Source organism: Chryseobacterium sp. IHB B 17019, assembly GCF_001456155.1.
Classification (GTDB): domain Bacteria; phylum Bacteroidota; class Bacteroidia; order Flavobacteriales; family Weeksellaceae; genus Chryseobacterium.
In genome coordinates this window covers 3799311-3824255 of the sequence record NZ_CP013293.1, presented here as the reverse complement: position 1 = coordinate 3824255, position 24945 = coordinate 3799311, and the positions used below count along the sequence as shown (strand labels likewise).

Annotated in this window: 22 protein-coding genes; 11 read left to right on the top strand and 11 right to left on the bottom strand. The window is 36.1% G+C overall.

Annotation, left to right across the window (positions count from 1 at the left end; translation table 11 throughout):
• The first annotated feature begins 5 nt into the window (after positions 1 to 5).
• A complete protein-coding gene (locus ATE47_RS17680) occupies positions 6 to 1091 on the top strand; it encodes an FAD-dependent oxidoreductase (RefSeq protein ID WP_062163198.1) in 1086 nt (361 codons plus the stop codon).
• A 2-nt stretch (positions 1092 to 1093) separates the two neighbouring features.
• The gene (locus ATE47_RS17675; protein ID WP_062163197.1) at positions 1094 to 2251 is read left to right on the top strand and encodes a pyridoxal phosphate-dependent aminotransferase; all 1158 of its coding nucleotides are present in this window, start codon (positions 1094 to 1096) and stop codon (positions 2249 to 2251) included.
• A gap of 45 nt (positions 2252 to 2296) precedes the next feature.
• Here ATE47_RS17675 and ATE47_RS17670 read toward each other — a convergent pair whose 3' ends face one another.
• Positions 2297 to 3514 (bottom strand): PQQ-dependent sugar dehydrogenase, encoded by a 1218-nt coding sequence (locus tag ATE47_RS17670; protein ID WP_062163196.1) that lies wholly within the window; start codon positions 3512 to 3514, stop codon positions 2297 to 2299.
• Between the two features lie 79 nt (positions 3515 to 3593).
• Positions 3594 to 4934 carry a peptide-N-glycosidase F-related protein gene (locus ATE47_RS17665; RefSeq protein ID WP_185097107.1) on the bottom strand — a complete coding sequence of 447 codons (1341 nt, stop codon included), beginning with the start codon at positions 4932 to 4934 and terminating at the stop codon, positions 3594 to 3596.
• 290 nt (positions 4935 to 5224) lie between these two features.
• On the opposite strand from ATE47_RS17665, the gene uvrB reads away from it, so the two are divergent.
• Positions 5225 to 7216 (top strand): excinuclease ABC subunit UvrB, encoded by a 1992-nt coding sequence (gene uvrB / locus ATE47_RS17660; protein WP_062163195.1) that lies wholly within the window; start codon positions 5225 to 5227, stop codon positions 7214 to 7216.
• A gap of 38 nt (positions 7217 to 7254) precedes the next feature.
• On the opposite strand, the gene ATE47_RS17655 is transcribed toward uvrB, so the two are convergent.
• The 4 genes from ATE47_RS17655 to ATE47_RS17640 all read right to left on the bottom strand — a co-directional run bounded on the left by ATE47_RS17655 (position 7255) and on the right by ATE47_RS17640 (position 10142).
• Positions 7255 to 7509 carry a DUF3820 family protein gene (locus ATE47_RS17655; protein WP_062163603.1) on the bottom strand — a complete coding sequence of 85 codons (255 nt, stop codon included), beginning with the start codon at positions 7507 to 7509 and terminating at the stop codon, positions 7255 to 7257.
• Between the two features lie 13 nt (positions 7510 to 7522).
• The gene (locus ATE47_RS17650; RefSeq protein WP_062163194.1) at positions 7523 to 8608 is read right to left on the bottom strand and encodes an AI-2E family transporter; all 1086 of its coding nucleotides are present in this window, start codon (positions 8606 to 8608) and stop codon (positions 7523 to 7525) included.
• Complete coding sequence (locus tag ATE47_RS17645; protein ID WP_062163193.1) at positions 8608 to 9345, bottom strand: hypothetical protein; 738 nt, start codon at positions 9343 to 9345, stop codon at positions 8608 to 8610. The genes ATE47_RS17650 and ATE47_RS17645 overlap by 1 nt, the downstream gene beginning before the upstream one ends.
• A gap of 74 nt (positions 9346 to 9419) precedes the next feature.
• Positions 9420 to 10142 (bottom strand): hypothetical protein, encoded by a 723-nt coding sequence (locus ATE47_RS17640; RefSeq protein WP_062163192.1) that lies wholly within the window; start codon positions 10140 to 10142, stop codon positions 9420 to 9422.
• A gap of 46 nt (positions 10143 to 10188) precedes the next feature.
• On the opposite strand from ATE47_RS17640, the gene ATE47_RS17635 reads away from it, so the two are divergent.
• Together ATE47_RS17635 and ATE47_RS17630 are read left to right on the top strand one after the other, a co-directional pair.
• Positions 10189 to 11166 (top strand): aminodeoxychorismate synthase component I, encoded by a 978-nt coding sequence (locus ATE47_RS17635; RefSeq protein WP_062163191.1) that lies wholly within the window; start codon positions 10189 to 10191, stop codon positions 11164 to 11166.
• A complete protein-coding gene (locus ATE47_RS17630; protein ID WP_062163190.1) occupies positions 11150 to 11776 on the top strand; it encodes an aminotransferase class IV in 627 nt (208 codons plus the stop codon). Before ATE47_RS17635 ends, ATE47_RS17630 begins: the two co-directional genes overlap by 17 nt.
• Here ATE47_RS17630 and menD read toward each other — a convergent pair.
• On the bottom strand, positions 11765 to 13453 hold the full coding sequence (menD, locus tag ATE47_RS17625; RefSeq protein ID WP_062163189.1) for a 2-succinyl-5-enolpyruvyl-6-hydroxy-3-cyclohexene-1-carboxylic-acid synthase: 1689 nt from the start codon (positions 13451 to 13453) through the stop codon (positions 11765 to 11767). The two genes, ATE47_RS17630 and menD, sit on opposite strands and share 12 nt — an antisense overlap.
• Before the next feature lie 84 nt (positions 13454 to 13537).
• Between menD and ATE47_RS17620 the strand changes: the two genes are divergently transcribed.
• Both ATE47_RS17620 and ATE47_RS19320 read left to right on the top strand, forming a co-directional pair.
• Positions 13538 to 14488, top strand: coding sequence for an isopenicillin N synthase family dioxygenase (locus ATE47_RS17620; RefSeq protein WP_062163188.1), 951 nt, complete (start codon positions 13538 to 13540; stop codon positions 14486 to 14488).
• 73 nt (positions 14489 to 14561) lie between these two features.
• Positions 14562 to 14723 carry a bacteriocin-like protein gene (locus tag ATE47_RS19320; protein ID WP_185097106.1) on the top strand — a complete coding sequence of 54 codons (162 nt, stop codon included), beginning with the start codon at positions 14562 to 14564 and terminating at the stop codon, positions 14721 to 14723.
• Between the two features lie 153 nt (positions 14724 to 14876).
• Here the strand turns inward: ATE47_RS19320 and ATE47_RS17615 are convergent, their stop codons facing one another.
• On the bottom strand, positions 14877 to 15923 hold the full coding sequence (locus tag ATE47_RS17615; protein WP_062163602.1) for a PA0069 family radical SAM protein: 1047 nt from the start codon (positions 15921 to 15923) through the stop codon (positions 14877 to 14879).
• Positions 15924 to 16046: 123 nt separating this feature from the next.
• Positions 16047 to 16241 carry a hypothetical protein gene (locus tag ATE47_RS17610; RefSeq protein WP_062163187.1) on the bottom strand — a complete coding sequence of 65 codons (195 nt, stop codon included), beginning with the start codon at positions 16239 to 16241 and terminating at the stop codon, positions 16047 to 16049.
• Between the two features lie 172 nt (positions 16242 to 16413).
• Between ATE47_RS17610 and ATE47_RS17605 the strand changes: the two genes are divergently transcribed.
• Entirely contained in the window at positions 16414 to 16764 is a 351-nt protein-coding gene (locus ATE47_RS17605; protein ID WP_062163186.1) for a hypothetical protein, read from the top strand.
• 18 nt (positions 16765 to 16782) lie between these two features.
• Here ATE47_RS17605 and ATE47_RS17600 read toward each other — a convergent pair whose 3' ends face one another.
• Together ATE47_RS17600 and ATE47_RS17595 are read right to left on the bottom strand one after the other, a co-directional pair.
• Complete coding sequence (locus ATE47_RS17600; protein WP_062163185.1) at positions 16783 to 19440, bottom strand: hypothetical protein; 2658 nt, start codon at positions 19438 to 19440, stop codon at positions 16783 to 16785.
• Between the two features lie 27 nt (positions 19441 to 19467).
• Entirely contained in the window at positions 19468 to 20265 is a 798-nt protein-coding gene (locus ATE47_RS17595) for a DUF2797 domain-containing protein (RefSeq protein ID WP_062163184.1), read from the bottom strand.
• Between the two features lie 88 nt (positions 20266 to 20353).
• Here ATE47_RS17595 and ATE47_RS17590 point away from each other — a divergent pair, with 88 nt between their 5' ends.
• From ATE47_RS17590 to secA, 3 genes are all read left to right on the top strand, one after another.
• Entirely contained in the window at positions 20354 to 21376 is a 1023-nt protein-coding gene (locus ATE47_RS17590) for a GDP-mannose 4,6-dehydratase (RefSeq protein ID WP_062163183.1), read from the top strand.
• Between the two features lie 142 nt (positions 21377 to 21518).
• Positions 21519 to 21740: a DUF2795 domain-containing protein gene (locus ATE47_RS17585; RefSeq protein WP_002662059.1), complete on the top strand. Its 222-nt coding sequence runs from the start codon at positions 21519 to 21521 to the stop codon at positions 21738 to 21740.
• 128 nt (positions 21741 to 21868) lie between these two features.
• Positions 21869 to 24943: a preprotein translocase subunit SecA gene (gene secA / locus ATE47_RS17580; RefSeq protein ID WP_062163182.1), complete on the top strand. Its 3075-nt coding sequence runs from the start codon at positions 21869 to 21871 to the stop codon at positions 24941 to 24943.
• The last annotated feature ends 2 nt before the right edge of the window (positions 24944 to 24945 follow it).

The following is a 24945-nucleotide window of genomic DNA, read 5'->3' as shown; positions in this document are numbered from 1 at the left end:
AAGGGATGAACAAAGTTGCAATCATAGGAGCTGGAGTTTCCGGATTGAGTATGGCCAATTATTTGGAAAAAAATAATATTGACTACCATATTTACGAAAGAAGAACTCAAAATGACCTGAAAGGTCACGGATTTATCCTTCCCAAAGAAGGTATTGAACATCTATCAAGTATTATTGATATTGATGACCTTTACGGAAAAGGAAGTTTCCTGAAAAAATATATTCATTACTGCCAAAGCGGCGAGGTGCTTTCTGAAAAGGATCTTGATGATGTTTTTGTGGTTTCCAGAAGTGCTTTGATAGAAATTTTGGCTAAAGGTATTCCTTCCCATAAGATTTCTTACAAGACAACAGTAAACTTAAACGGTTTTTCAAATGGAAAAGCTGATATAACTCTTGATGAAGATACTCCACTTGAAGCAGATATTGTTGTAGCTTCGGACGGCTCAAGAAGCAGAATCAGAAGAACTATTTTTCCGGATGAAACGATGAAAGCTGTTCTGGAAAATGAAGTGGTAAATATTATTGAAAATGAAGAACTTGCCAGCCAGATTGAAAGCAATTTTCTCAAATTCCATCATGAAAAAGGAGGTCTTACTTTTGGAGTTCTGAAACTTTCAGCATCAAAAATCCTTTGGTATTGCCAGTTTGATATTACTAAGTTTTTCATTAACGAAGATTATACTCCGGATTGTATCAGACAGTTTATGCTGGATAATTTCGGTGACTGGAATCCTTTGATTTCATCTATTATTGAAGGCTCAAGCTATGAAAACGCTCATATCTGGAGAGTGTATGAATTGGAAAAATTAAATCCTTTCTATCACGAAAATGTAGTGTTCGTCGGAGATTCAGCACATCCGTTGATTCCTTTTACGAGTCAGGGAGTTACTTCTGCGCTTAAAGATTCTTATACTTTAACCAATCTTTTATTGGAAGAAAATGATCTTAATGAAACTTTCAAAAAGTACGAAGAAGAAAGGAAACCCGAGATTGAGATTCATATCAAAAACGGAAGAGCATTATTGGATCAATTCCTTTTACCACTGAACGAACAACCGAAAAATACCTTACCAATTTCTTATAAATAAAAATGTTTACAAATACTGATATTAATTTCGAAGCCCTGAAAAGAAAAGCCTACAACGGCAGATGGGCAACGCTGGAAGATGGAATAATTCCTTTAACGGCAGCTGATCCGGATTTCAGGATGTCATCAGAAATCGAACAGGGAATTATTGAATACATCAAAGACGGTTACCTCAGTTATGGTCCGTTTTCCGGTATTCCCGAGTTTAAAAAAAGTGTTGCGGAACATTTTAATACTGAGAAAAAAGGAAATTTTACGCCTGACAATGTTTTAGCTGTAAATAGTGCTGCTCAGGGTATGTTTTTAATCGCCAAATATGTTTTAAATCCTGGAGATGAAGCCATTATCTTTGATCCCGTTGATTTCCTTTTCAAAAAAACGGTAGAAGCTGTTGGCGGAAACATAAAACTGTGTGCTGTTGATTCCAAAACGGGAGATATTGATTTTGAAATGTTGCTTTCATTAATTTCTCCTAAAACAAAGCTGATCAGCGTCTGCAATCCTCACAATCCTGTGGGAAGAGTTTATTCTAAGGAAATTTTAAAGAAAATCTCGGAAATTGCAGCGGCCCACGACCTTTGGGTAATGAGTGACGAAATCTGGAGTGATATTGTTTACGATAAAAAAGAATTCAATACCTATTCTTCGGTTTCTGAGGAAGCCAAAAAGAAAAGTTTTACGGTTTTCGGTTTTTCAAAATCTTTTGGAATTGCAGGATTAAGAATTGGTGCCGTTTTGTGTAATGATCAGGAATTATTGGATGATTTTACGGAAAAATCTAATTTCAATTCAACCATTGAAGGCGTTTCTACTTTATCACAAATTGCTGCAAGTGTGGCGATTGACAAAGCAAAACCTTGGTTTAATGATTTTTTGACACATTTACAGCACAACAGAGATCTGGCGCACAGCATGTTGAGCAATTCAGGAATTCTGACTCCAAATCTACCTGAAGCAACTTTTGTAATCTTCCCTAAAATTGAAAACGGAATGTCTAGTGAAGCATTTGCCCAGCATGTTTTACAGCAAGGAAAAGTAGCAATCGTTCCCGGATCGGAAAGATGGTTCGGAAAAGGCGCGGAAGGACACATCAGAATTTGTTTCTCAACTTCACGAGAACTTCTGACAGAAGGATTAAACAGAATTATCAATAGTTTCTAAATACAAAACGCCTGGAATTCCAGGCGTCTATTTTTGATCTTTAATTTATTTCTTAGAAATCCTATACAATTTCCCACTGTCGGTCACTGCATACAGATTTCCGTCACTACCATTCAAAACATCACGAAATCGTTCTTTCTGATCTTCTAATAATCGTTCTTCGCCGACCACTTTATTATCTTTCATGACAATTCTATTGATATGTTCACCGCTTAAACAGCCGATCATCAGATTTCCTTTCCATTCTTCAATATTACCGGTGTAAAAATCAACTCCACTTGGTGAAATCACAGGATCCCAATAATAAATGGGTTGTTCTGTTCCTGCTTTTTGGGTGGTACCGTTGTTTATTTTCTCCCCGGAATATTCAATCCCGTAAGTAACGTCTCCCCAACCGTAATTTTTCCCGGGTTGGATCAGGTTAATTTCATCACCCCCTCTCGGTCCCATTTCCACATCCCAAAGCGTTCCGTTTGGATCAATTACCATTCCCTGAGGATTTCTGATTCCGTAGGCATAGATCTCAGGCTTATATCCTGCTTTTCCAATAAAAGGATTTCCCGGAGCCGGTTTTCCGTCTTTGGTTATTTTTAAAATTTTTCCTAAATAATTATCCGTTCGCTGAGCATAGACCCTTGTCTGTTTATCCGAACGTTCTCCAGTACCCACAAACAGATTTCCGTCTCTATCAAAAGCCAGTCTGCTGCCGTAATGCTTATCTCCGTCATAAGTTGGAGTTGCTCTGAAGATTACTTTTACATCAGAAATTTTCTTCATGTCCGACGAAAGTGTTCCTTTTGCAACCGCAGTGTGATTACCTTCTCCAAAAGGTTCCGAAAAACTGAAATAAATAATATTATTGGTCTTAAAATCGGGATCAAGTGCTACATCCAGCATTCCTCCCTGCCCTTTTGAGTCAACTTTTGGGAAGCCTTCTATTTTGGAAATCTGTTTTCCATCTGTTGATACGACATTCATGTATCCTCTTTTATCGGTAATTAAAAATCTTCCGTCCGGCAAATTGATAATTCCCCAAGGTTTTCCTAAGTCCTTGCTTAAAATTTCCACATTATAGGGTGTGGTGGTCTTTACTGCTTTTATTCTTGTCTGCCCTGCGAAAGCCGGCTTATAATTAGAATTTGGCTCTTTTGTTTCTACACTTCCATCATTTTCAGCCTGCTGAGCATTGGCTGTACTTTTTTTGCACGCTGTTAAAATTAGAAATAAGCTTAATGCTGAAACATAAAATCTATTGAATTTCATAATATTACGATTTGGTGATTTAAAAAATGAATGGAAAAATAATGCCACAAAAAAAGCACTACTGGGTAGTGCTTCAAATTTATTTCTTAATTATTTTATGTTTAAAAGAAATTCCGTCTTCAAAAGTTGCTTTTAAAATATAAACTCCCGGCTGGAGTTCACTGATATCAGATTCTCCACCCTTGAACGTTTTCACCAGTCTTCCATCTGTAGAATACATTTCAGTTTCCCTGACTTTCTTCGTACTTGATATTTTTATAAAATTGGTAGCCGGATTTGGATAAATTTTAATGTCGGTAACTGTCATTTCCTGAGTTCCTAAAATGGCAGCTGTTTCACCTTGAAAATATACGGACAAAGGAAAATCTCCCTGCTGACCAACAAATTGAGCATCCGGAACCATAATCACAAAGGTCTGTAAGCCTGGCTGCAGAGTTCCTACGCTTATTTTCCTGATCGGAATTGAGTTTCCTGGGCACCAGTTGTTCCAGGAAGTCCACCACGCCGTAGATTGCGGCGAGCTTCCGTAAATACCATTTCCCTGAGTATTGTACTGACGGAATGGTTCGCAGGAAATTCCTCCGGGTTTGTACGTATAAATCTGCGCGTCATTAAGATAAACATAATGCTGTCTCCTTACATATTCTTCTCCGCCGCTGTTTGCCCCGTGATTTGAAGTAATAAGGTAAAAATTGGCATTATTAACTGTATTTGTTAATGTAAAATTCAACATCCTCAATGTCATTCCCGGCTCGTCTGTTCCATTATAATTATTAAAGCTTTTATTGGCCGCCATTGTCATAAGAAAATTATTTACCGGCGGAATGGAAGAATTATTATCCGTAACAAAAGTAAGTGAACCTTTGAAGACATCAATCCTCCCCGAGCATCCTGCAACCTGAGTCTGGGCGGCGTAAGGAACTCCGAAAACCGTAAACTCTATCCAGAAATCAAATTGAGCACGCAAAATCGGGTCTTTGAAAATGGCTCCTATATTATCTACCTGAAAAGTATAAGGAACACTTGTAGGAGACACATTTTTATTCATAAACGGTGTTATAAATCTCCCGATTTCAAGCTTTTTAACAATATTTGTATCGTAAGAACTCGCCCCTTTAGGAACCAATGCCAGAAAAACATGGGCAAGACGGTCATAATTATCACACAAAGCACCAATGGTAACATTCATAGTCACCTGATTTCCAAATGAATCAAGTTGAGTATCCGTCATTTTCTTTGTATAGGTACTATTATTTAAACGAATTGCTCCCGAAGGCAAAGGCTGGCTGACTGTAGATGCATACATATCATAAAAAACCGCCTCTTCATAAAAAGCAAGTGTAGTCGGTGGAAGTGCGCTCTTTCCAAACAGGGAAACGAAAAAACAAATTAAGGCTAGAGAAAATAGATTTTGTTTCATATTACTTTTAAAGAATTAAAAAGCAAATATAATTCAAAAAGAAGCAAAAATACATACAAACTTGTCAATAAATACATTTAAATATTAAAAATAACAAAATACGAAATCAGAATTTTTCTTGGAAAAGCTTAAATTCATTTAATTTAAAAACAATTAACGGCCATAATGAATTAAAAACATTTTAATAATCTGAAAATCAATTAAAAGCATTAACTCCAAAATTGGAAAGCTAAATCCTTTCAATGTCAGCAATTTCTTTCGTATTTTTGTTTACATAACATCACTTTTCTATGCAGTTCAAACTTCAATCAGAATATAAACCCACTGGAGATCAGCCACAAGCCATTGAAAAACTTACCGAAGGAATCCAAATCGGCGAGAAATATCAGACTTTACTGGGTGTTACGGGATCCGGGAAAACCTTTACGGTAGCCAATGTAGTTGAGAATGTACAAAAACCGACCCTCGTTTTAGCTCATAATAAAACATTGGCAGCTCAGCTTTTCATGGAGTTTAAAGAATTCTTTCCGGAAAATGCTGTCGAATATTTCGTGAGCTACTACGATTATTATCAGCCTGAAGCTTATATTGCTACAACGGGAACTTATATTGAAAAAGACCTGAGCATCAACGAAGAAGTTGAAAAGTTAAGGCTTTCTGCAACAGCCAGTTTGCTTTCCGGAAGAAGAGATGTTTTGATTGTAGCTTCAGTTTCATGTATTTACGGTATCGGAAACCCAACGGAATTCCATAAATCATTAATATCAATAGGAATTGGTGAAAAAGTAACGAGAACCGCACTGCTCCATTCTTTAGTTAACGCATTGTATTCCAGAACATTAAATGAATTCCAGCGGGGTACATTCCGGGTAAAAGGAGATGTGATTGACGTATTTCCGGCTTATGCTGATAATGCCGTGAGAATCCAGTTTTTTGGAGACGAAATTGAAAAAATACAAAGTTTTGACCCGGTTTCAGGGAATGTTACTTCAAGTTTTGAGCAGATTCAGATTTATCCGGCTAATCTTTTTGTGACTTCAAAAGAAACGCTGAACGGAGCAATCAGGCACATTCAGGATGATCTGGTAAAGCAGGTTGATTTTTTTAACTCTATTGAAAAACCACTGGAAGCCAAAAGGTTACAGGAAAGAACCGAGCTGGATCTTGAAATGATCAAAGAATTGGGCTACTGTTCTGGCATTGAAAACTATTCGAGATATCTGGACGGAAGATTGCCCGGTTCAAGACCTTTCTGCCTATTGGATTATTTCCCGAAAGATTTCTTAATGGTAATTGATGAAAGCCACGTAACAGTTCCTCAAGTCCACGCCATGTACGGAGGAGACCGGAGCAGAAAAGAGGCCTTGGTGGAATATGGTTTCCGACTTCCGGCTGCGATGGATAATAGGCCTTTAAAATTTGAAGAATTTGAAGCGATCCAAAATCAGGTTATCTACGTTTCTGCAACACCTGCAGACTACGAACTGGAGAGAACCGGTGGAGCTTATGTTGAACAGATTATCCGTCCGACAGGGCTTTTAGACCCTATTATAGAGATAAGACCTACTTTGAATCAAATTGATGATTTAATGGAGGAAATCCGGAAAAGAGCTGAGGTTGATGAAAGGGTTCTTGTAACAACCCTAACCAAGAAAATGGCGGAGGAGCTGACGAAATATTTCACAAAATTCGGGATCAGAACGAGATATATTCACTCTGATGTTGAAACCTTGGAACGTATTCAGATTATGCAGGACCTTCGTTTAGGTCTTTTTGATGTTTTAATCGGGGTAAACCTTTTACGAGAAGGTTTAGATTTACCGGAAGTGTCTTTAGTAGCGATTCTCGACGCCGATAAAGAAGGAATGTTAAGAAGTAGAAGATCAATGATCCAGACTGTAGGCCGCGCTGCAAGGAATATTAACGGAAGGGCGATTATGTATGCCGATAAGATCACAAAATCCATGCAGGCAACTTTAGACGAAACAGAATACCGTCGTGCAAAACAAATACAGTACAACGAAGAACACGGACTGGTCCCTACAGCTTTAAATAAAAAGATTTCTGAAAGCCTTGTGGGAAGAAGCAAAGATTTCCCTGACGAAAAATATACGCAGAAAGAAATCCTTCAAAAAGTTGCCGAAGCAAAGGCAAGCTATACCAGTGAAGACATCGAAAAGGTAATCGAACAGAAGCAAAAAGAAATGGAAGCCGCCGCAAAAAACCTTGATTTCATCAAAGCCGCAAAATTAAGGGATGAAATTGCTGCTTTAAAAGCATAGAGTTTCGGCGGCATCTTCGATGCCGCCGAAACTCTATATTAAAACTTGTAGGTCTTTGTTTTAGGCTTTTCATAGCTTACTGTACCTCCACGAATGGGAATCAGCAAATCCATCAAGCCATTTAACTTTATTTCATAAATCGTTGAAAGCTGCATTCCGAGCTTTCCCTTGGGCATTCCTTTGCGGTAAAACCATTCCAGGTAGCTTACCGGAAGGTCGGCCAAAACTGTTCCTTCATATTTTCCGAAAGGCATTTTTACGACACAAATCTCCTTTAATATCTCCGGATTTATTCCTTCTTCCATTTTATACTATTAAATCAATTTTTTGTTCCAAATCATCATCTTTATCCGGTAATTTTAGCTCTGGTGTGTCATCATCAGAAAATTCGTTTCTGTAAACCTGGATTAAAAGCAATGTTAGAGAAATTAAAATCGGACCGAAAATCAAACCCATAAATCCAAACAGGCTCATTCCCATAATAATTCCGAAAACCGTATTGAGAGGATGAACATCTTCAAGTTTTTTCAAGAGAGTAAAACGTAAAAGATTATCCGTAAGCCCTACGATGATCAAACAATAGGCAGCCAGACCAAGCCCAGGACCTGTATCCCCTTCCGCAATCATGTAGATACAAACCGGGATATAAACAACCGCCGCTCCAACTACAGGAACCATTGAGGCCGCAGCCGTTAAGGCAAAAAGTAAAACAGGACTAGGAGCTCCAAAAATAAAATATCCCACTAACGCAACAAGCCCCTGACCAAGTGCTACTACCGGAATTCCGATGGCGTTGGCCATGATTAGCTTTCTCATTTTTTCTCCTATTAAAGAAACATTTGCTCTTTTTAATGGTGCGGATGATGCTAAAATTCTTTCGAAAAGCCTGGGTTTTTCCAGCATAAAATAAAGAATAAAATACATGGAAAGCACTATTGTAAGGGTATTGAAGGTACCACTAAGAGCTTTGGTCGAGAATTGTCCAACGCTACTCTTCAGCCTGGTCATATTATCTTTACTTAAAATATCAACTCCTGCTTTTGAATAGATGTAAGAGTGTATTTTTTCCAGAAACACATTGAACTTCTGCATATAAGCCTGTGCATTTCCTAGTTTTTCTATTAATAAATCTCCAATAAAATAAAGTGGAAGAATAAGAACAATCAAACTTGCCAGCATTAACGATAATGATGAAGCCCACGGTTTCCAGTTTTTTTCTTCCTGCAGGTAAAAATTATACTTCCGGCAAACAACATAAATGGTGATTGCTCCTAAAACTGAAGGTATAAAAAGGGCAAGATTAAAACATATTAAACCCGTAAGCACCAGGATAATAGCAAGTAAGGAAACCTGCTTTATTTTAACACTGCTTATTTGCTGATCTTTGTTCATTATTTGCTAAACGTTATTTGTCTTGGTTTTCCTAAATAAGCACAATATGTAGAATACATTACGATCATAATAAACGGAGCGGTAATTATAACTCCTATACAGCAAAGAATAATTCCACTGACACTGATGAGTCCACCAAGTAATCCTGCGCCTAAAAACGTGCCGTAATTCTCTTTTGCAATATTAAAAGTTTTGCTAATTGCATCCATTGCATTAGCATTTTCAAATAACAAAATAGGATACCCCAAAAGGAAAAGAGGAAAAACAAAAAAGAAAGGAATCCCGCACATTGCAGCTGCAATTCCAAAAATAATTGTTGTAATTAAACTATATAAAAGAATATTTCCTAAATTCTGACGATAGCCGATAAACAAATCAGAAAATTCTATAGCACTTTTAGTATTAAATTTATTAGCAATATAAATCAATCCAACATACAGTGGAGAAAGCAAAATTCCCAAAATACTTGAAAAAGAATAGTACAGAGAAAATTCCGGTCTACTCCAATATTCGTATTTTGAATAATCTCCATCAAAGTCCCCGAAATCCGAAAAGCCTTGCCACGCGTTGAATCCAGTAATTGCCTGCAAAACAAAATCTCCGATCAAATATATAATCATTGAAATAATTGCATAAAGGAAAACCCCTTTGTACATCTCGAAAGCATGGGAAATAATAGATCCCGTGGTTCTCTCAGGCACAGAACCCTGTTGGTCAAATTCATTAAATTCTGACATGGTGTTTAATTTTTAATGTTGTTTCTACCAAATTTAACTTTTTTTGACAGAAAAACATTAAAACAAACTGAAATTTATCTTTTCTCAGTAAAAATTGTCTTATAAAGCGAATAAATCATCGCATTCCAGAAAGGAAAAGTGAGCAATCCACCTACAAAAAATAGCGCAAAACCTATATACTTAAAAATAACTGCCACAATCGCGCAAACGAATATTTCAATGAAAAACATTCTCAAGGCGCGGATATTTAATGAAATTGCTTCAAAAATCCTCTTATCCATAAAAAACATCAAAGGCGTAACAAATAACGTCACACAAACCCAAATAACCGCCAAAATAACGGTAGGAATTGTAAACCTGTACACAAAATACCAGAAAATATAAAATCCTACATACTTAAAAAAATTAATCCCATTGTATCCCACCAGCAAATCACCAAGCTCACGTTTTTCACCCAAATCAATTTTTCTGAAAATCTGGAAAAAACCAACATTTAAAGGATATAAAAAAATTGCAGTTCCCATCATCCATAATGAAAACGACTGAAAGCCATCAGTCACAGCCATTTTATTCAGCTCTGTCAAATAAACCTGAGTCCCGTCTTTCAGGTATTTTGAAACTTCATTGAGCTGACCGAAAATTCCGTATTTCATATCGCAGAAAAAGAATACCGTCATAAAGATTCCAAAATATATAATGGAAAAGATTAATTGAAAAATCAATGTTTTGTTCCAGTAGAAAAATGCCTGCTTCAAAATAAAATCGATTCCCGGTTTCTGTGGATATTTGTTTTCCATAAAAAAATTTTGTGCAAAAGTAAACATCAATAATTACTTTTGTCGAATGTTTTCAACGAATCATCAAAAATTTATGGAAATGGATGAACTTTCCCTTCAGAAGGTTCCCTATTTCTTTATCATAGACTTCCTTGCAGAAAATATTGAGGTTTTTAAAGAAAATGAAATTGAAAAATCAGGCTTATTAATTGATTTTCAGAATTTTTCAACGACAAAAACTCAACACGAATTAATTAAAAACATCGAATGGAAATCTTATCCTGAGACACTGGAAAATTTTAAATCAGGATTTGATATTGTTCAGAAAAATATTCGCTTTGGAAATTCTTATCTTGTAAATTATACAAGAAAAACGAAAATTGAGACGAATTTAACACTTGAAGAAATTTTTTTTCATTCAACAGCGAAATATAAAGTTTTTTATAAAGATTTTTTTGTATTTTTTTCTCCTGAAACTTTTGTAAAGATCATCAACGGAAAAATTCTGACTTATCCAATGAAAGGCACCATTGACGCCTCATTGGAAAATGCTCCGGAAATTTTGAAAAACGATAAAAAGGAGAAAGCTGAGCACTACACCGTTGTAGATTTGCTTCGAAATGATCTCAGCATGGTGGCGGATGATGTGAAGGTTGACAAATTCCAGCATATTGATTTCATCAAAACACAGCAAAAAGATTTGTATGCCATGAGTTCCGAGATTTCAGGGAATCTGAAGCCTGAATTTGACGGGAAAGTGGGAAGTATTATGGAAAAACTTCTTCCTGCCGGTTCTATTTTAGGGGCTCCAAAACCGAAAACTTTAGAAATTATCCTTGAAGCCGAAGGTTATAAAAGAGGCTATTATACAGGCGTTTGCGGTTGGTTTGATGGTAAAAATCTGGACAGCTGCGTGATGATCCGTTTTATTGAAAAAGAAGGCGATGAGCTTTATTTCAAAAGCGGCGGTGGAATCACCCACATGAGCAAATTAGAAGACGAGTATCAGGAAATGAAAAACAAAATCTATGTCCCAATTCATTGAAAGCATTAAAATTGAAGATAAAAAAATCTTCTTATTAGAATATCACCAGAAACGTGTAGACCAGACTTTTACCCATTTTGGTAAGGAAGGCACTATTGATCTGGCCAAGATTTATAAGCATCTGGAGCATGATGAAGATGGCCTTTTTAAATTAAGGATTGTGTACGATTTGGATAAAAAAGTCCGTACTCAGATGATCCCTTATGCGATTCCGGAAATTGAAGATTTTCAATTAATTGAAAACAACAGCTTCGACTATTCCTTTAAATTTGAAGATAGAAAAGAGCTTGAAAAGATGAAGATGAAAGCAAAAGCGGAGGAGATCATTATTGTTAAAAATAATCATATCACGGATACTTCTTTCTCCAATCTTCTATTCCTGAAAGGTAAGGATTGGTTCACCCCGACATCCTATCTTTTGAACGGCGTGCAAAGACAAAATCTTTTAAAACATAAAGAAATAAAAGAAACCGAGGTTACGTTACAAAACATAAAAGAATTCTCTCATTTCCAGATCATTAACGCTTTAAATGACTTTGATGAGAACTTTATATATCCGCTGGACAGAATTATTAATATTCCGGGAGACGAAGAATATTTAGACTTTTAAATCTTCTTTCATAAACGCAAAATAAGACTTCAGCACGTCTGCGCTATTCTTTCCGTATGTATTGACTTCCAGTATTTTAGGTTGTACATCAGGCTTGAAGAAATTTTCCATCACTCTGTCAAGGGTCGCTTCCTCATCCACTTTAGTATAGGAGAACCCAAAGTGTTTGGCTAAATGTTCTGCAGTTTTATGATGCTTTGTAGTGATAAATTCGTCTAAAGTATTGGGGTTTGCATTTCCAGGCCCGGGAATAATTTTAAAAATATTTCCTTCCCCATTATTAAAGATCATAATCCTTACAAATGGCGGAATATACTGATTCCAAAGTCCATTAATGTCATAAAAGAAGCTTAAATCTCCTGTAATCAATAAAGTAGGATTGGTATTTTTGATTGCAAAACCCATTGCTGTAGATGTTGAGCCGTCAATACCGCTGGTCCCTCTGTTGCAGTAGATTCTTCTTTTACCATAATCAAACAATTGAGCATACCTAATCGCCGAACTGTTGCTGAAATGTATATTATAATTTTCAGGAATCGACTCCGAAGTCCTGTTGAAGAAATAAAAATCTGAAAACTCAACAGTATTTAAAAACTCTTCATGTTTTGCATCTTTTTTATCCCGCAAAACATCCCAAAGGTTGTAGTATGGTTTTGGCTCTAAACTTACGAAATTCAACAACTTAGAAAAGAAAACCTCGGGTTTGACTTCGATTTTTTCTGTTAATGCAAAATAAGTATCCGGCTGCCAAACTTCATCCAGATGCCAGTGTTGTTTTGGCTGAGCGTTTCTTAAAAACTGTTTTACCTTTTTAGACACTACATTCTGTCCGATAGTAATCAGTAAATCAGGCGCATAAGTCTTATAATCTTCTTCCGTAAAATTAAAAATATAACGGTCGATATGTCTGAAGAATTTTTCGTGATACAGATTTGAATTAACTTCACTTAAAACTACAACAGAATGATTCTTAACCAATTGCGTCAACTGGCTTTCCAATTCCGGGCTGTAATCCCTTGTCCCCACTAAAAGCATGATTCTTTGTGAAGTATTCCAGTCTGCAACCAGGTTTGACGGAATTTCATATTCTTTCTGCTTAATTGTTTTTTCAACGTCAGGAAACGTCGGAAGCTCTGAAACTAATTCATACAGAGGCTCTTCCAACGGAATATTGATATGTACCGGACCTTGCTTCTCAATGCAAAGCTCGATTGCTTTTTTAATAATGTCAAAATTAATGTCTTCCGCATTTTCCTTACTGTCTTCCAAAAGCTGGAAATCTCCGTAAGAATGTTGATGAAAAAGATTATTCTGTCTAATGGTTTGTCCATCAAAAATATCCACGTAATCTGTTGGTCTATCAGCAGTTAAGATCAAAAGTGGAGTATTGGAATAAAAAGCTTCCGTGATGGCAGGGTAATAATTCGCTGCTGCCGAACCGCTTGTACAGGTTATGGCAACAGGTTTTTTCTCACTCATCGCCATTCCCATCCCAACAAAAGCTGCACTCCGCTCGTCTACAATACTGAAAGCATTAAAAATTCCAGGCATTTCCGCAAAATGAATCGCTAAAGGAGCATTTCGTGATCCCGGTGAAATAATAATATCTGAAATTCCGTATTGCTGAAAAAGGTGTGCGAGTATTTGAATACTTCTCTTAGAAGAATATTTTTTCATGGGACAAATTTAATTTATAAATGCTTAACACGGAAAAGATTTTAATTTAAAAAATGTAAATTAGCATTCGTTAAATTTCTAAAAATGGATAAAATACCTAGTGTAGACCTGCGTGATTTCCTTTCGGGTGACCCGGAACGCAAACAGAAATTTGTAAATGAAATCGGAAAAGCTTATGAAGAAATTGGTTTTGTTGCTTTAAAAGGCCATTTTCTTGATGACAAACTGGTAGATGAATTGTATGAAGAGGTAAAAAACTTTTTTGAGCTGCCAACGGAAACGAAACAGAAGTATGAAATTCCGGGAATCGGCGGACAGAGAGGCTATGTAGGATTCGGTAAGGAAACTGCAAAAGGCTTTAAAAAAGGAGATTTGAAAGAGTTTTGGCATTTCGGGCAATATGTCTCTGATGATTCAAAATATAAAAGCGAATATCCTGATAATGTGACCGTTGAAGAACTTCCAAAATTCAATGAAGTAGGTAAAGAAGCTTATAAAATGCTTGAAAAGACCGGACAATATGTGTTGAGAGCTTTGGCTTTGTATCTTGACCTTGATGAGTTTTATTTTGACGATAAAATTGCAGAAGGTAATTCTATTTTAAGGCCAATTCATTATCCGCCAATCACTCAGGAACCGGATGATGCAGTAAGAGCAGCCGCGCACGGAGATATTAATCTGATTACTCTTTTGATGGGATCTCAGGGGAAAGGACTTCAGGTTCAGAATCATAAAGGAGAATGGATTGATGCGATTGCGGAGCCGGATGAATTGATGATCAACGTTGGCGACATGCTTTCCAGACACACCAACAACAAATTGAAATCTACAATCCACAGAGTGGTAAATCCTCCAAGAGAATTGTGGGGAACTTCAAGATATTCAATTCCTTTCTTTATGCATCCAGTCAGTTCAATGTCTTTAAATGCTCTTGAAAATTGTGTCGATGAAAACCATCCGAAGATATATGAAGATACCACAGCAGGAGAGTTTTTACATGAAAGACTGATAGAACTAGGACTGATAAAAAAATAATATACCACACTTGTTTGAGTTAATAATTTTTTAATTATCTTTACTTTACTATCAAATTTTTAATTAAAATAATATGAAAAATTTAAAAAAACTAAGTAAAGGCCAATTAAAAAGCATTAAAGGAGCAGGTGGAATTAAACTTCCGGAACCAGAATTTTGTATGTACGCATGCAATGGAGTTGTGATTTGCGCAGCTTGCAGTGATGACTTCAAATGCCCGGATGATTCAATGTAATTGAACTCAAAAATTATACAAGAAACCGTTCCTTTTCGGAGCGGTTTTTTATTTTTAATTAAATTTTTAACAGATGGCACCAATATTTTCACAAATAAACACAAAAAACAATACACAATCATCTGTGAAAATCCGTAAAATCTGTGGTTAAGATTAATCAAATAATCGCAATTGCTGATCTTTAGATCCTGTAAAATTTGCAGTTGTAAGTTTTGGAAATTCTTTCCCATCGAAATATTTTTTTCTTCCGATTTTAAAAGTATTATGAATCATTTCTGCAATATTTCCTTCTCCTTTTTGCCTGTTAAAATATCTTTTCTCACCTAGCTTTCCACCTCTCATTGAACGAATTAAATTCAATACTTTTTGCGCCCGATCCGGAAAAGCAGATTCTATCCACTTTACAAAAACAGGTTCTACCGTATCATTCAATCTTACCAAAGTATAGCCGAAACTTTGTGCTCCAGCATCGGAAATAGCTTTTAAAATCGTTAAAGGTTCATCACTGTTCAATCCCGGAATAATGGGTGCAACCATTACATTCACAGGAACTTTGTTTTCGGAGAGGATTTCTACGGCTTTCAGCTTATTTTTTGCCGAGCTTGTGCGCGGTTCCATTTTCCTGCGCAGTTCCTCGTTAATGGTAGGAATGCTGAGTGAAACGGAGACCAAATTCTGTTCAGCCATTGGCTTTAATATTTCAATATCCCTTAAAACCAGAGCATTTTTCGTGAGAATATTGACAGGATGCCTGTAATCAAGGCAGATCTGCAACATCTTTTTTGTAATCTCGAATTGCCTTTCAGCAGGTTGGTAACAGTCGGTGTTTCCTGAGAGTAAAATCGGGGCAGGTTTATAACCTCTTTTCTGGAAAAATTTTTCCAGTAATTCCGGTGCATTTTTCTTCACCATTATCTTTCTTTCGAAATCAATCCCAGCGCTGTATCCCCAATATTCGTGGGTAGGTCTTGCAAAACAATACGAACATCCATGCTCACAGCCCTGGTATGGATTCATGGAATATTCCATCGGCAAATCTTCGCTTTTTACCTGATTTACAATGGTTTTCGGGAAAACTTCCGTGAAAGTTGTTTTTACAGTTTCAAAATCTTCATCTTCAGGTTCAAAGGTATATCTGTCGAAACGGTTGATAACATTTCGCTGAGCTCCCTGACCTTTTATGATATTTTCGTTCTGCATTTCAGATGTAAAATTAGAATGGAATTTTTTGAAAATAATGAGTTTTAACACTAAAGTTTTCCACAAAAAAATCCAACACTTTCAAAAGTGTTGGATTTAAACATAATTAAATATATTTTTTTACTACTTCAGTGCGTAAAATTCCACGCCGTGGTATTCGTCGTCGTGGTTTTTTTCATCAAAGTGCCTGTGATAGTCTGAATAGGTATCACTATATTTTTTGTCTTTTCTGTGTAATATTTTTTTAATCCCTATAAAGCTTAATACTGCCAAAAGACCAACTCCTCCTGCCAGTAATACTCCGACTTCTTTTTTCATGTTTGTCCGATTTATTAAACTGTTTATTGCAAAAAGTATACCCAATTAATCAATTCAAATTATAAATTTTGTTAACATTAAAATTGAATCCTAAGAAAAATATTATTCATTAAAATGCCTTAATTTCATTGTCAATGGTTTAATTATTGTAGTAAACAATAAAAATTTTATTATGGAAAGTACAGGAAATATTGACAAAATGACTACCTTAAGTCAGGTCATGACGAGATTAGCACAAAGAGGTATCCACAGAGAGTTTAGGATGAATGAAGACCGTGAAATGAAGTTTGAAAATTCAGAAAAAATCTACACTCCGTCTGAATTAACCATCATAAAAACTTACCGTTTTGAGGGACCGAGCAGCCCAGATGACAATGCCGTTTTGTATGTTGTAAAAGATAATGAAGGAAACCACGGAATGATCATTGATTCTTATGGTGCGGAGAGTAATTACCCAAAGGAATTTGATAATTTTTTAAGAGAAATTCCTATTTTAGAAAGTGACGAATTTGATTTTGAATAAAATAAAATAAGCCCGGAACTATTCAGCTTCGGGTTTTTCTTTTTTCTTGAAAACACCTTTCAGAAAGCCTTTCTTTTTTTCTTCTGCCGGTTTCGGCTGTTCCTTTTTCTCAGGGCGCGATCTTTTTATTTCCTGTCCGATTTCTTTTACAGACTGTTTCATATCTTTTACCCCTGCCACTGTTTTTTGAACAGTTTTCTTGGTTTTATCTATATTAATTCCTATTAAAGTTTTCTTCAAACCCTGCTCAATTCCTCTCCAAAACAAATTAAAAAAGGATTTGGTAGGATCTCTTTCCACATCTTCAACCATCACATCCTGAGGAAGTTTACCCGAATTTGATTTTACAACAAGATTGGCAATTGCTGAAAGGAAACCTTTCTTTTCATTATTATTTTTGTCTAAAATGGCAACCTTCAAATCTTTATGCCTAAGATTAAATCTCCCATTCAAGCCTTTAGGATTCCCCCTGAAATTAAAAATCATCTCCTGAATAGTTCCTGTAGCCGTCACATGCAGATACGGACGGATAAACGGATTGATTCCTGCCGCAGGAAGATTGAGCGCCCTTCCGGAAATATTAAATATATCACGCTGATCTGCCACATCAAAATTCCAGCTAACAGCCAATGGAGCCATATTCATGAATGAGCAATTGATTCTGATGTCAACTTTTGTGGGTTTTCCTTTTGTTTTTGCAGAATTTAAGTTTTTCACATTCATATTAAAATTACTGAATGTAAGTTTTCCCGGTCCCAGGCTTTCCGGAGTATCTTCTTCATAGACCAGAACCGAGTTTTTCAAATCAAGATTATTGACAATCAACGGAATTTTAATGGATCTGAGCATTCTGGAGTACAAAGGCTTTTCTTTCGGGTCGTCTTTTGGGATTTTGCTCCTGAAAATATTGGCATCTGCAGACTGGATCACTACATGGGAAGCCGTGATGAACTTGTTTTCAGAAAAAAGATCCCAGTTTCCCTCAGCTGAAATCTGATTTGCTTTTAAATCATATAAATCCCTTTCCACAGGTATCATTTTGATAAACTGCGCCCTTGAAACGAGAGGCTTCATCCCAAAATTGTTGATCTGGACTTTATTTTTATTTAATTTTAAAAGCCCCACCGTCATATTGTAAAATTTGGTTTTGTAGGCAAAATTGCGGGTCGTCAGAAAATAATCTCCTACTTTTAAAGTGTGCCCGTAATAATTGGGCTTGGACTTGTATTCAACATTATTAATTGTTGCATTTAAATCATTAAAAACCAAAGGCTCGCCTCCTTTATCATAAGCAACATTAGAGTTTTTCAAAGTAACTTTTCGGGCTAGAATGAGCTCTACGTTATTCTCTTTACGAACTTTCCGTGCAATTTTTTCACCAATTTTTATTGTTCCGTTTGCTTTATCAACCAAAATATCTTTTATATCAAGATTTAATTTTCTATTGATAAACTCAAACTTATTGATATTAAAAGAAGCGAAATTTGCTTTTAAATTCATAGCTCTTCTTCCCGGGTCGAGCACATTCGGCGTAACGGAAATATCCCTCATTTCACCGCTTTTTTGGTTCAGGGCAATGCTTCCAATACTATAATTCTGATGAGTCGAGTATACAATATCTTTTCCCGAAAACTGGAAGTTTTTATAGCCCACCGGGATTACCTGTTCCCTTGTTTCTTTGTCAAATTTTAATGTATTGGCATTAAGATTAAGGCTTTTTGCAACCAAAAGATCATTTCCGTCCGGTTTGACTATTTTTACGGTCGCATTATTCACTCTTACATCTTCCAGATTAAGCTCAAAATCAGAGGTTTTTTTAATTTTTATAGGAACAGCATCCGTATTGAAAACCAAAAGATTAGGATATTGAAAATCTGCATTGGCAAGAGAAACGATATTTTTTTTAAGAATCACATCTTTGAATTCCATTTTTGGAATACTAAACTGATACAGCTTTGTTCTTTTCGGATAAAATCTTTTCAGCTGATCAATATTCAACAAAGGAATTAAACGGAAATCTTCCACAGACATTTGCCCGTTCGAAGTCGTTATTGATTTGATTTTTAAAGCATAAATATTATCCGGACGAACAAAAAAGTTCTTTCCTTTAATATCATATTTATCAAAAACAACCGGAAGCTGGTTTTCAACAGACTCTTCCGTCATCTGCAGGTTTTCAACATCCAAATTCAAATCCTGAACAGATAAAAACTTTTGTTTTGTATGTCTGAAAATGCTGATGCTTCCGTTATTGATCCTGATATTTTCGAAAAGAAAAGGATTTCTTTTTTTGCCTGTTTTATTGTCGACCGGCTTTGCAAGTACAATATTCAGGCTGGGACTTGATAACAATAAGTCAGATGAATTGATCTGCTTATTAAAAACGGCATCATAAATCCCAAAACGGCTGACCTTCAAAGTGTCAATTGTTCCTTGAAGCCCGATCACATTAATATTCTGAGGGTTCTTACTATTAACGGAAACGCCCGTTGAAAGGATATTTCCGGACAACAGATCAACCTCCAAAAGCTTATAGGAAATCTTGTAATCCGTATTGTTTTTGATGTAATTAGGAAGCTGGGTTTTAAGCCAGATATTAAGTCCGAAATTTGCGAGAAGGATCACTCCCAGCAGAATCCCAAAACCTATTAAAAGCTTTTTAACCCATTTTCTCATATTGTTATTTGTTTTTATTTAATAGGATCAATTACTGATATTCAATTCAATAACATATCCTTCATGCCCTCTCACATTAATAAACTCACCACCATGGAAACCAAGATACTGTCCTTTAATGCCTGTAAGTCTTCCAGTGAATTCCGGTCTTTTATCCAACGTGAAAGAAGCTACTTTTTCTGGTTTTTCAAAAGGATAGTCGAATGTCCAGAGGTTTTCACCTTCACTGTAGAATTTCTGAAAATCTTCCGGAAAGTATTCTTTTATTTTTTGTTGGAAATCTGCTAAGTCAATATCATCTTCCAAATCATCCTGAAGCATTTTTTTCCAACTTGTTTTATCGGGAACATGCTGTTTTAAAGCAACTTCAATCATTCCTGCTTCGTAGCGGTTTTCAGTTCTTGCAATAGGCAATGCAAATGTCGCACCCTGATCGATCCATCTTGTAGGAATTTGTGTATTTCTTGTCACGCCCACCTTCACTTCTCCGGTGTAAGCCAGATAAACCGTGTGTGGCTGAAGCTGAATTTGCTTTTCTACGTCCAGATCACGCTCTGCAACGCCCAAATGCGCTGTAGAAAGTTCCGGACGAATGATGGTATCACTCGCGTAAGGACTTTCAAAAAAGCAATTCTTACAAAATCCCATTCTGTAAATCGGTTTACTTTCCTGGCAGTTTACACATTGAAAACCTATATGTTTTATCGTTAATTCTTTCCCGAACAGCTCATTCATGTGGATAAGATCACCCGATAGATTAAGATAATATTGGATCGGCTCATCATTGAAGCTCGTCATCTTTAAAATTTGCCCTTGAAAACGCATATTAATTTTATGTTACTTTTTTAAGTAAATTTAATGATTATATTTTCAAAAACTAATTTTTATATTTTTGCATTATTAAAAGACACGGATGAAATATCTTGTAACAGGCGGAAGCGGATTTATTGGTTCACACTTAGTAGAACAATTATTAAAAAAAGGACATTCTGTCATAAACATTGACAATTTTGATGATTTCTATAGTTATCAGATAAAAATCAAAAATACTTTAGAGTCAATTGACAAAATTTCGGATTTTGAATTCTCTGATAAGGAGGATGATATTAAGAAATTAATTTCTCTTTCAAAATCAGACAATTATACACTTTATCATCAAGATATTCGGGATAAAAAAGGGCTTGAGGAAATTTTCCAAAATCATAAAATTGATCTAATTATCCATCTTGCTGCGCTTGCCGGAGTTCGGCCATCCATTGAAAGACCTTTGGAATATGAAGAAGTAAATGTTCGGGGAACGATGAATCTTTGGGAATTATGCAAAGATTTTACTATTAAAAAGTTCATTTGTGCTTCTTCATCAAGCGTTTATGGCAATAACGAAAAAACTCCTTTTGCCGAGACTGACAATGTTGACAGCCCTATTTCACCCTATGCTGCAACTAAAAAATGTGGAGAAATTTTAGGTCATGTTTACCATGATTTATATAAAATTGATATGATTCAGCTAAGGTTTTTCACGGTTTATGGTCCGAGACAAAGACCTGATCTAGCTATTCATAAATTTACAAAATTAATTTCCGAAAATCAGGAAATCCCTTTTTACGGAGACGGAACCACAGCCAGAGATTATACCTATATTGATGATATTATTGATGGAATTACAAAATCCATTACTTATTTAGAAAATAATTCGGACGTTTATGAAATTATGAACCTTGGGGAAAGCCAAGTGATTAATTTAAATGAAATGCTTTCCACCATAGAAAATACCTTGGGAAAATCTGCCATTCGGAAAAATCTGCCAATGCAGCCGGGAGATGTCCAGAAAACCAATGCCGATATTACAAAAGCTAAGACATTAATAGGCTATAAACCTGACACCAACTTCCAAAATGGCATAAAAAAATTTGTGGAATGGTTTTTGAGAAAATGACTCAAGGTAAGTAGCAGAACATCGTTTAAATGCTCTCTGTAACCTACAATGAACAAAAATTAATAAAAAGAATTGAAAATCAGGTGTAAAAAAGCATATAATATAAGCTATTTTTATACTTTTGCAAAAAATTAGAGAAATTATGTACTGGACATTAGAATTAGCTTCATACTTAAGTGACGCACCTTGGCCAATGACTAAAGCAGAGCTTATTGACTACGCAATCAGAACTGGTGCACCTATGGAAGTAGTAGAAAATCTTCAGGCTATTGAAGACGAAGGTGAGATCTATGAATCAATTGAAGAGGTTTGGAGTGATTATCCAACCGATGAAGACTTCCTTTGGAATGAAGACGAATATTAATTAAAGCGATAAGCTTTAGGCAATAAGCTTAAAGCTTTTTTGCCCTTTTTCAAATATCAATTTTTGCGCAATAAGCGTGTTAATAAAACGCTTAAAGTATATCGCTTTAAGCATAAAGTAAAAAATTTATGAGTTTTTTAAACAAAGTTCTTAAAGGGTTTTTGGGAGACAAGAAAGCGCAGGACCTTAAAGAAGTAAAAAAAGTTGTAACAAAAATCAAAGCTGTTGAACCAACAATTCAGCAATTGTCTGATGATGGTTTAAGAGATAAAACTGCTGAGTTTAAAGAGAGCATTAAAACCGCCACCAGCAAAATCACAGCTCAAATAGAACAGATCCAGGAGCAAATCAAGGCATCTACAAATGTAGATGAAAAAGAAGCTCTTTTTTCAAAAATTGAAGCTCTGAAAAAGGAATCATACGAAATTGAAGAGAAAATCCTCCTACAAATCCTTCCTGAAGCTTTTGCCTTGGTAAAAGAGACAGCAAGAAGATGGGCTGAAAACGGAGAAATCCGTGTGACAGCAACTGATTGGGACAGACAATTAGCAGCTGCAGGTAAAGATTTCTTAGAAATTCAGGGGGATCAGGCTGTTTGGAAAAACTCATGGGATGCTGCCGGAACACCAGTAAACTGGGACATGGTACATTATGATGTTCAGTTTATCGGAGGGGTTATTCTTCACAGTGGTAAAATTGCCGAGATGGCAACCGGTGAAGGTAAAACTTTGGTAGGTACGCTTCCAATTTTCTTAAATGCACTTCCTGGAAGAGGAGTTCACGTAGTAACCGTGAATGACTACCTTGCAAAAAGGGACTCCGCTTGGATGGGACCGCTATATCAATTCCACGGTATGTCAATCGACTGTATTGATAACCACCAGCCGAACTCGGACGGAAGAAGAAAAGCATACAACTCAGATATTACTTACGGAACGAATAACGAATTCGGTTTCGATTATTTGAGAGATAACATGGTAACTTCACCTTCAGAACTGGTACAAAGAGAATTAAACTTTGCTATCGTGGATGAGGTTGACTCTGTTTTGGTAGATGACGCAAGAACACCATTGATTATTTCCGGTCCGGTTCCACAGGGAGACAGACAGGAATTCGATGTTCTGAAGCCTTCCATCGACAGAATTGTTGAAGTTCAGAAAAAAACCGTTTCTGCAATTTTTAATGAAGCTAAAAAATTAATCGCTGCAGGAAACACGAAAGAAGGAGGATTCAAATTGCTTCAGGCATACAGAGGTCTTCCTAAAAACAGACAATTAATTAAATTCTTATCGGAAAGCGGAAACCGCGCATTGCTTCAGAAAACTGAGGCTCAATACATGCAGGACAACAACCGTGATATGCCGATTGTAGATAAAGATCTTTACTTCGTAATTGAAGAAAAGAACAATCAGGTTGACCTTACAGACAAAGGGGTTGAATACATGTCTCAAGGAAATGAAGATAATAATTTCTTCGTTCTTCCGGATATCGGAACTGAAATCGCAGAACTTGAAGCTAAAAATTTATCTAAAGAAGAAGAATTTGAAGCTAAAGAAAAACTATTCTCTGATTTTGCCGAAAAATCCGAAAGAGTTCACACAATGAGCCAATTATTAAAAGCATATACCTTATTCGAAAAAGATGATGAATATGTGGTAATTGATGGCGAAGTAAAAATCGTTGATGAGCAGACAGGCCGTATCATGGAAGGAAGACGTTATTCAGACGGTCTTCACCAGGCGATTGAAGCGAAAGAGAACGTAAAAATCGAGGCTGCAACCCAAACTTTTGCAACCATTACGCTTCAAAACTATTTCCGTATGTACAACAAGCTTGCGGGGATGACAGGTACTGCCGAAACTGAAGCAGGCGAGCTTTGGGAAATCTACAAATTAGACGTTGTGGTAATTCCTACCAACCGCCCAATTTTAAGAAATGACAAACAGGATTTAGTTTTCAAAACTAACAGAGAAAAATATAACGCAGTAATTGAAGAAATTGAAAAATTAACAGCAGCAAGAAGACCTGTATTGGTAGGTACGACTTCTGTTGAAATTTCTCAGTTACTTTCAAAAGCGCTTCAATTAAGAAAAATTCCTCACCAGGTTCTTAACGCAAAGCTTCACAAAAAAGAAGCGGAAATCGTTGCAGGAGCAGGACAGCCGGGAGTTGTAACTATTGCAACCAACATGGCGGGTCGTGGTACCGATATTAAACTTTCCAAAGAAGTAAAAGAAGCCGGAGGTTTAGCAATTATTGGTACAGAAAGACACGATTCAAGACGTGTTGACAGACAGTTGAGAGGTAGAGCAGGACGTCAGGGAGATCCGGGAAGCTCGCAGTTCTATGTTTCTTTGGAAGATAATTTGATGCGTCTTTTCGGTTCTGAAAGAATCGCAAAAATGATGGACAGAATGGGTCATAAGGAAGGTGAAGTTATTCAACATTCTATGATTAGCAAATCTATCGAAAGAGCTCAGAAAAAAGTAGAGGAAAACAACTTCGGAACAAGAAAAAGGCTTCTTGAGTATGATGACGTTATGAACAAACAGCGTGACGTTATTTATAAGAGAAGAAAGAATGCCTTATTTGGAGATCACTTAAAGTACGATATCGCGAATATGATTTTTGATGTAGCCAATTCAATTGTAAACAAAGGAAAAGCTACAGGAAGTTATAAAGATTTCGAATATGAGATCATCAAAACTTTCACCATGGAATCTCCAGTTTCCGAAAACGATTTTAAGAATAAAACTGTTCAGGAACTAACGAATCTTTTATTCCAGGCAGCTCAGGATGATTATCAGATGAAGCTGAACTTATTGAAAGAAAAATCATTCCCAATCATTGAAAACGTATATCAGAATCAAGGTTCTATGTTTAAAATGATCCAGGTTCCTTTCACGGACGGTCACAAAACACTGACGATCGTTGCAGATCTTAAGGAAGCCTATGACACAAAATGTGAGAGCCTAGTAAATGATTTTGAAAAGAACATCACTTTATCAATCATTGATGAAAACTGGAAGCTTCACCTTCGTGAGATGGATGATTTAAGAAAATCCTCTCAGGGTGCCGTTTACGAGCAGAAAGATCCATTGGTAATTTACAAACAGGAATCTTTCCACCTATTCAGTGAAATGATTGACAGATTAAATAAAGAAATTATTTCTTTCTTATATAAAGGAGAAATTCCTTCATAAGA

Coding starts and splice junctions, on each gene's coding strand:
- ATE47_RS17640 (WP_062163192.1), bottom strand. CDS start 10,142: ATGGAAAACAAATATCCACAGAAACCGGGAATCGATTTTATTTTGAAG.
- ATE47_RS17670 (WP_062163196.1), bottom strand. CDS start 3,514: ATGAAATTCAATAGATTTTATGTTTCAGCATTAAGCTTATTTCTAATT.
- secA (WP_062163182.1), top strand. CDS start 21,869: ATGAGTTTTTTAAACAAAGTTCTTAAAGGGTTTTTGGGAGACAAGAAA.
- ATE47_RS17605 (WP_062163186.1), top strand. CDS start 16,414: ATGGAAAGTACAGGAAATATTGACAAAATGACTACCTTAAGTCAGGTC.
- menD (WP_062163189.1), bottom strand. CDS start 13,453: ATGAAAAAATATTCTTCTAAGAGAAGTATTCAAATACTCGCACACCTT.
- ATE47_RS17635 (WP_062163191.1), top strand. CDS start 10,189: ATGTTTTCAACGAATCATCAAAAATTTATGGAAATGGATGAACTTTCC.
- ATE47_RS17610 (WP_062163187.1), bottom strand. CDS start 16,241: ATGAAAAAAGAAGTCGGAGTATTACTGGCAGGAGGAGTTGGTCTTTTG.
- ATE47_RS17665 (WP_185097107.1), bottom strand. CDS start 4,934: ATGAAACAAAATCTATTTTCTCTAGCCTTAATTTGTTTTTTCGTTTCC.
- ATE47_RS17585 (WP_002662059.1), top strand. CDS start 21,519: ATGTACTGGACATTAGAATTAGCTTCATACTTAAGTGACGCACCTTGG.
- ATE47_RS17595 (WP_062163184.1), bottom strand. CDS start 20,265: ATGCGTTTTCAAGGGCAAATTTTAAAGATGACGAGCTTCAATGATGAG.
- ATE47_RS17645 (WP_062163193.1), bottom strand. CDS start 9,345: ATGTCAGAATTTAATGAATTTGACCAACAGGGTTCTGTGCCTGAGAGA.
- ATE47_RS17630 (WP_062163190.1), top strand. CDS start 11,150: ATGTCCCAATTCATTGAAAGCATTAAAATTGAAGATAAAAAAATCTTC.
- ATE47_RS19320 (WP_185097106.1), top strand. CDS start 14,562: ATGAAAAATTTAAAAAAACTAAGTAAAGGCCAATTAAAAAGCATTAAA.
- uvrB (WP_062163195.1), top strand. CDS start 5,225: ATGCAGTTCAAACTTCAATCAGAATATAAACCCACTGGAGATCAGCCA.
- ATE47_RS17680 (WP_062163198.1), top strand. CDS start 6: ATGAACAAAGTTGCAATCATAGGAGCTGGAGTTTCCGGATTGAGTATG.
- ATE47_RS17620 (WP_062163188.1), top strand. CDS start 13,538: ATGGATAAAATACCTAGTGTAGACCTGCGTGATTTCCTTTCGGGTGAC.
- ATE47_RS17675 (WP_062163197.1), top strand. CDS start 1,094: ATGTTTACAAATACTGATATTAATTTCGAAGCCCTGAAAAGAAAAGCC.
- ATE47_RS17590 (WP_062163183.1), top strand. CDS start 20,354: ATGAAATATCTTGTAACAGGCGGAAGCGGATTTATTGGTTCACACTTA.
- ATE47_RS17615 (WP_062163602.1), bottom strand. CDS start 15,923: ATGCAGAACGAAAATATCATAAAAGGTCAGGGAGCTCAGCGAAATGTT.
- ATE47_RS17650 (WP_062163194.1), bottom strand. CDS start 8,608: ATGAACAAAGATCAGCAAATAAGCAGTGTTAAAATAAAGCAGGTTTCC.
- ATE47_RS17600 (WP_062163185.1), bottom strand. CDS start 19,440: ATGAGAAAATGGGTTAAAAAGCTTTTAATAGGTTTTGGGATTCTGCTG.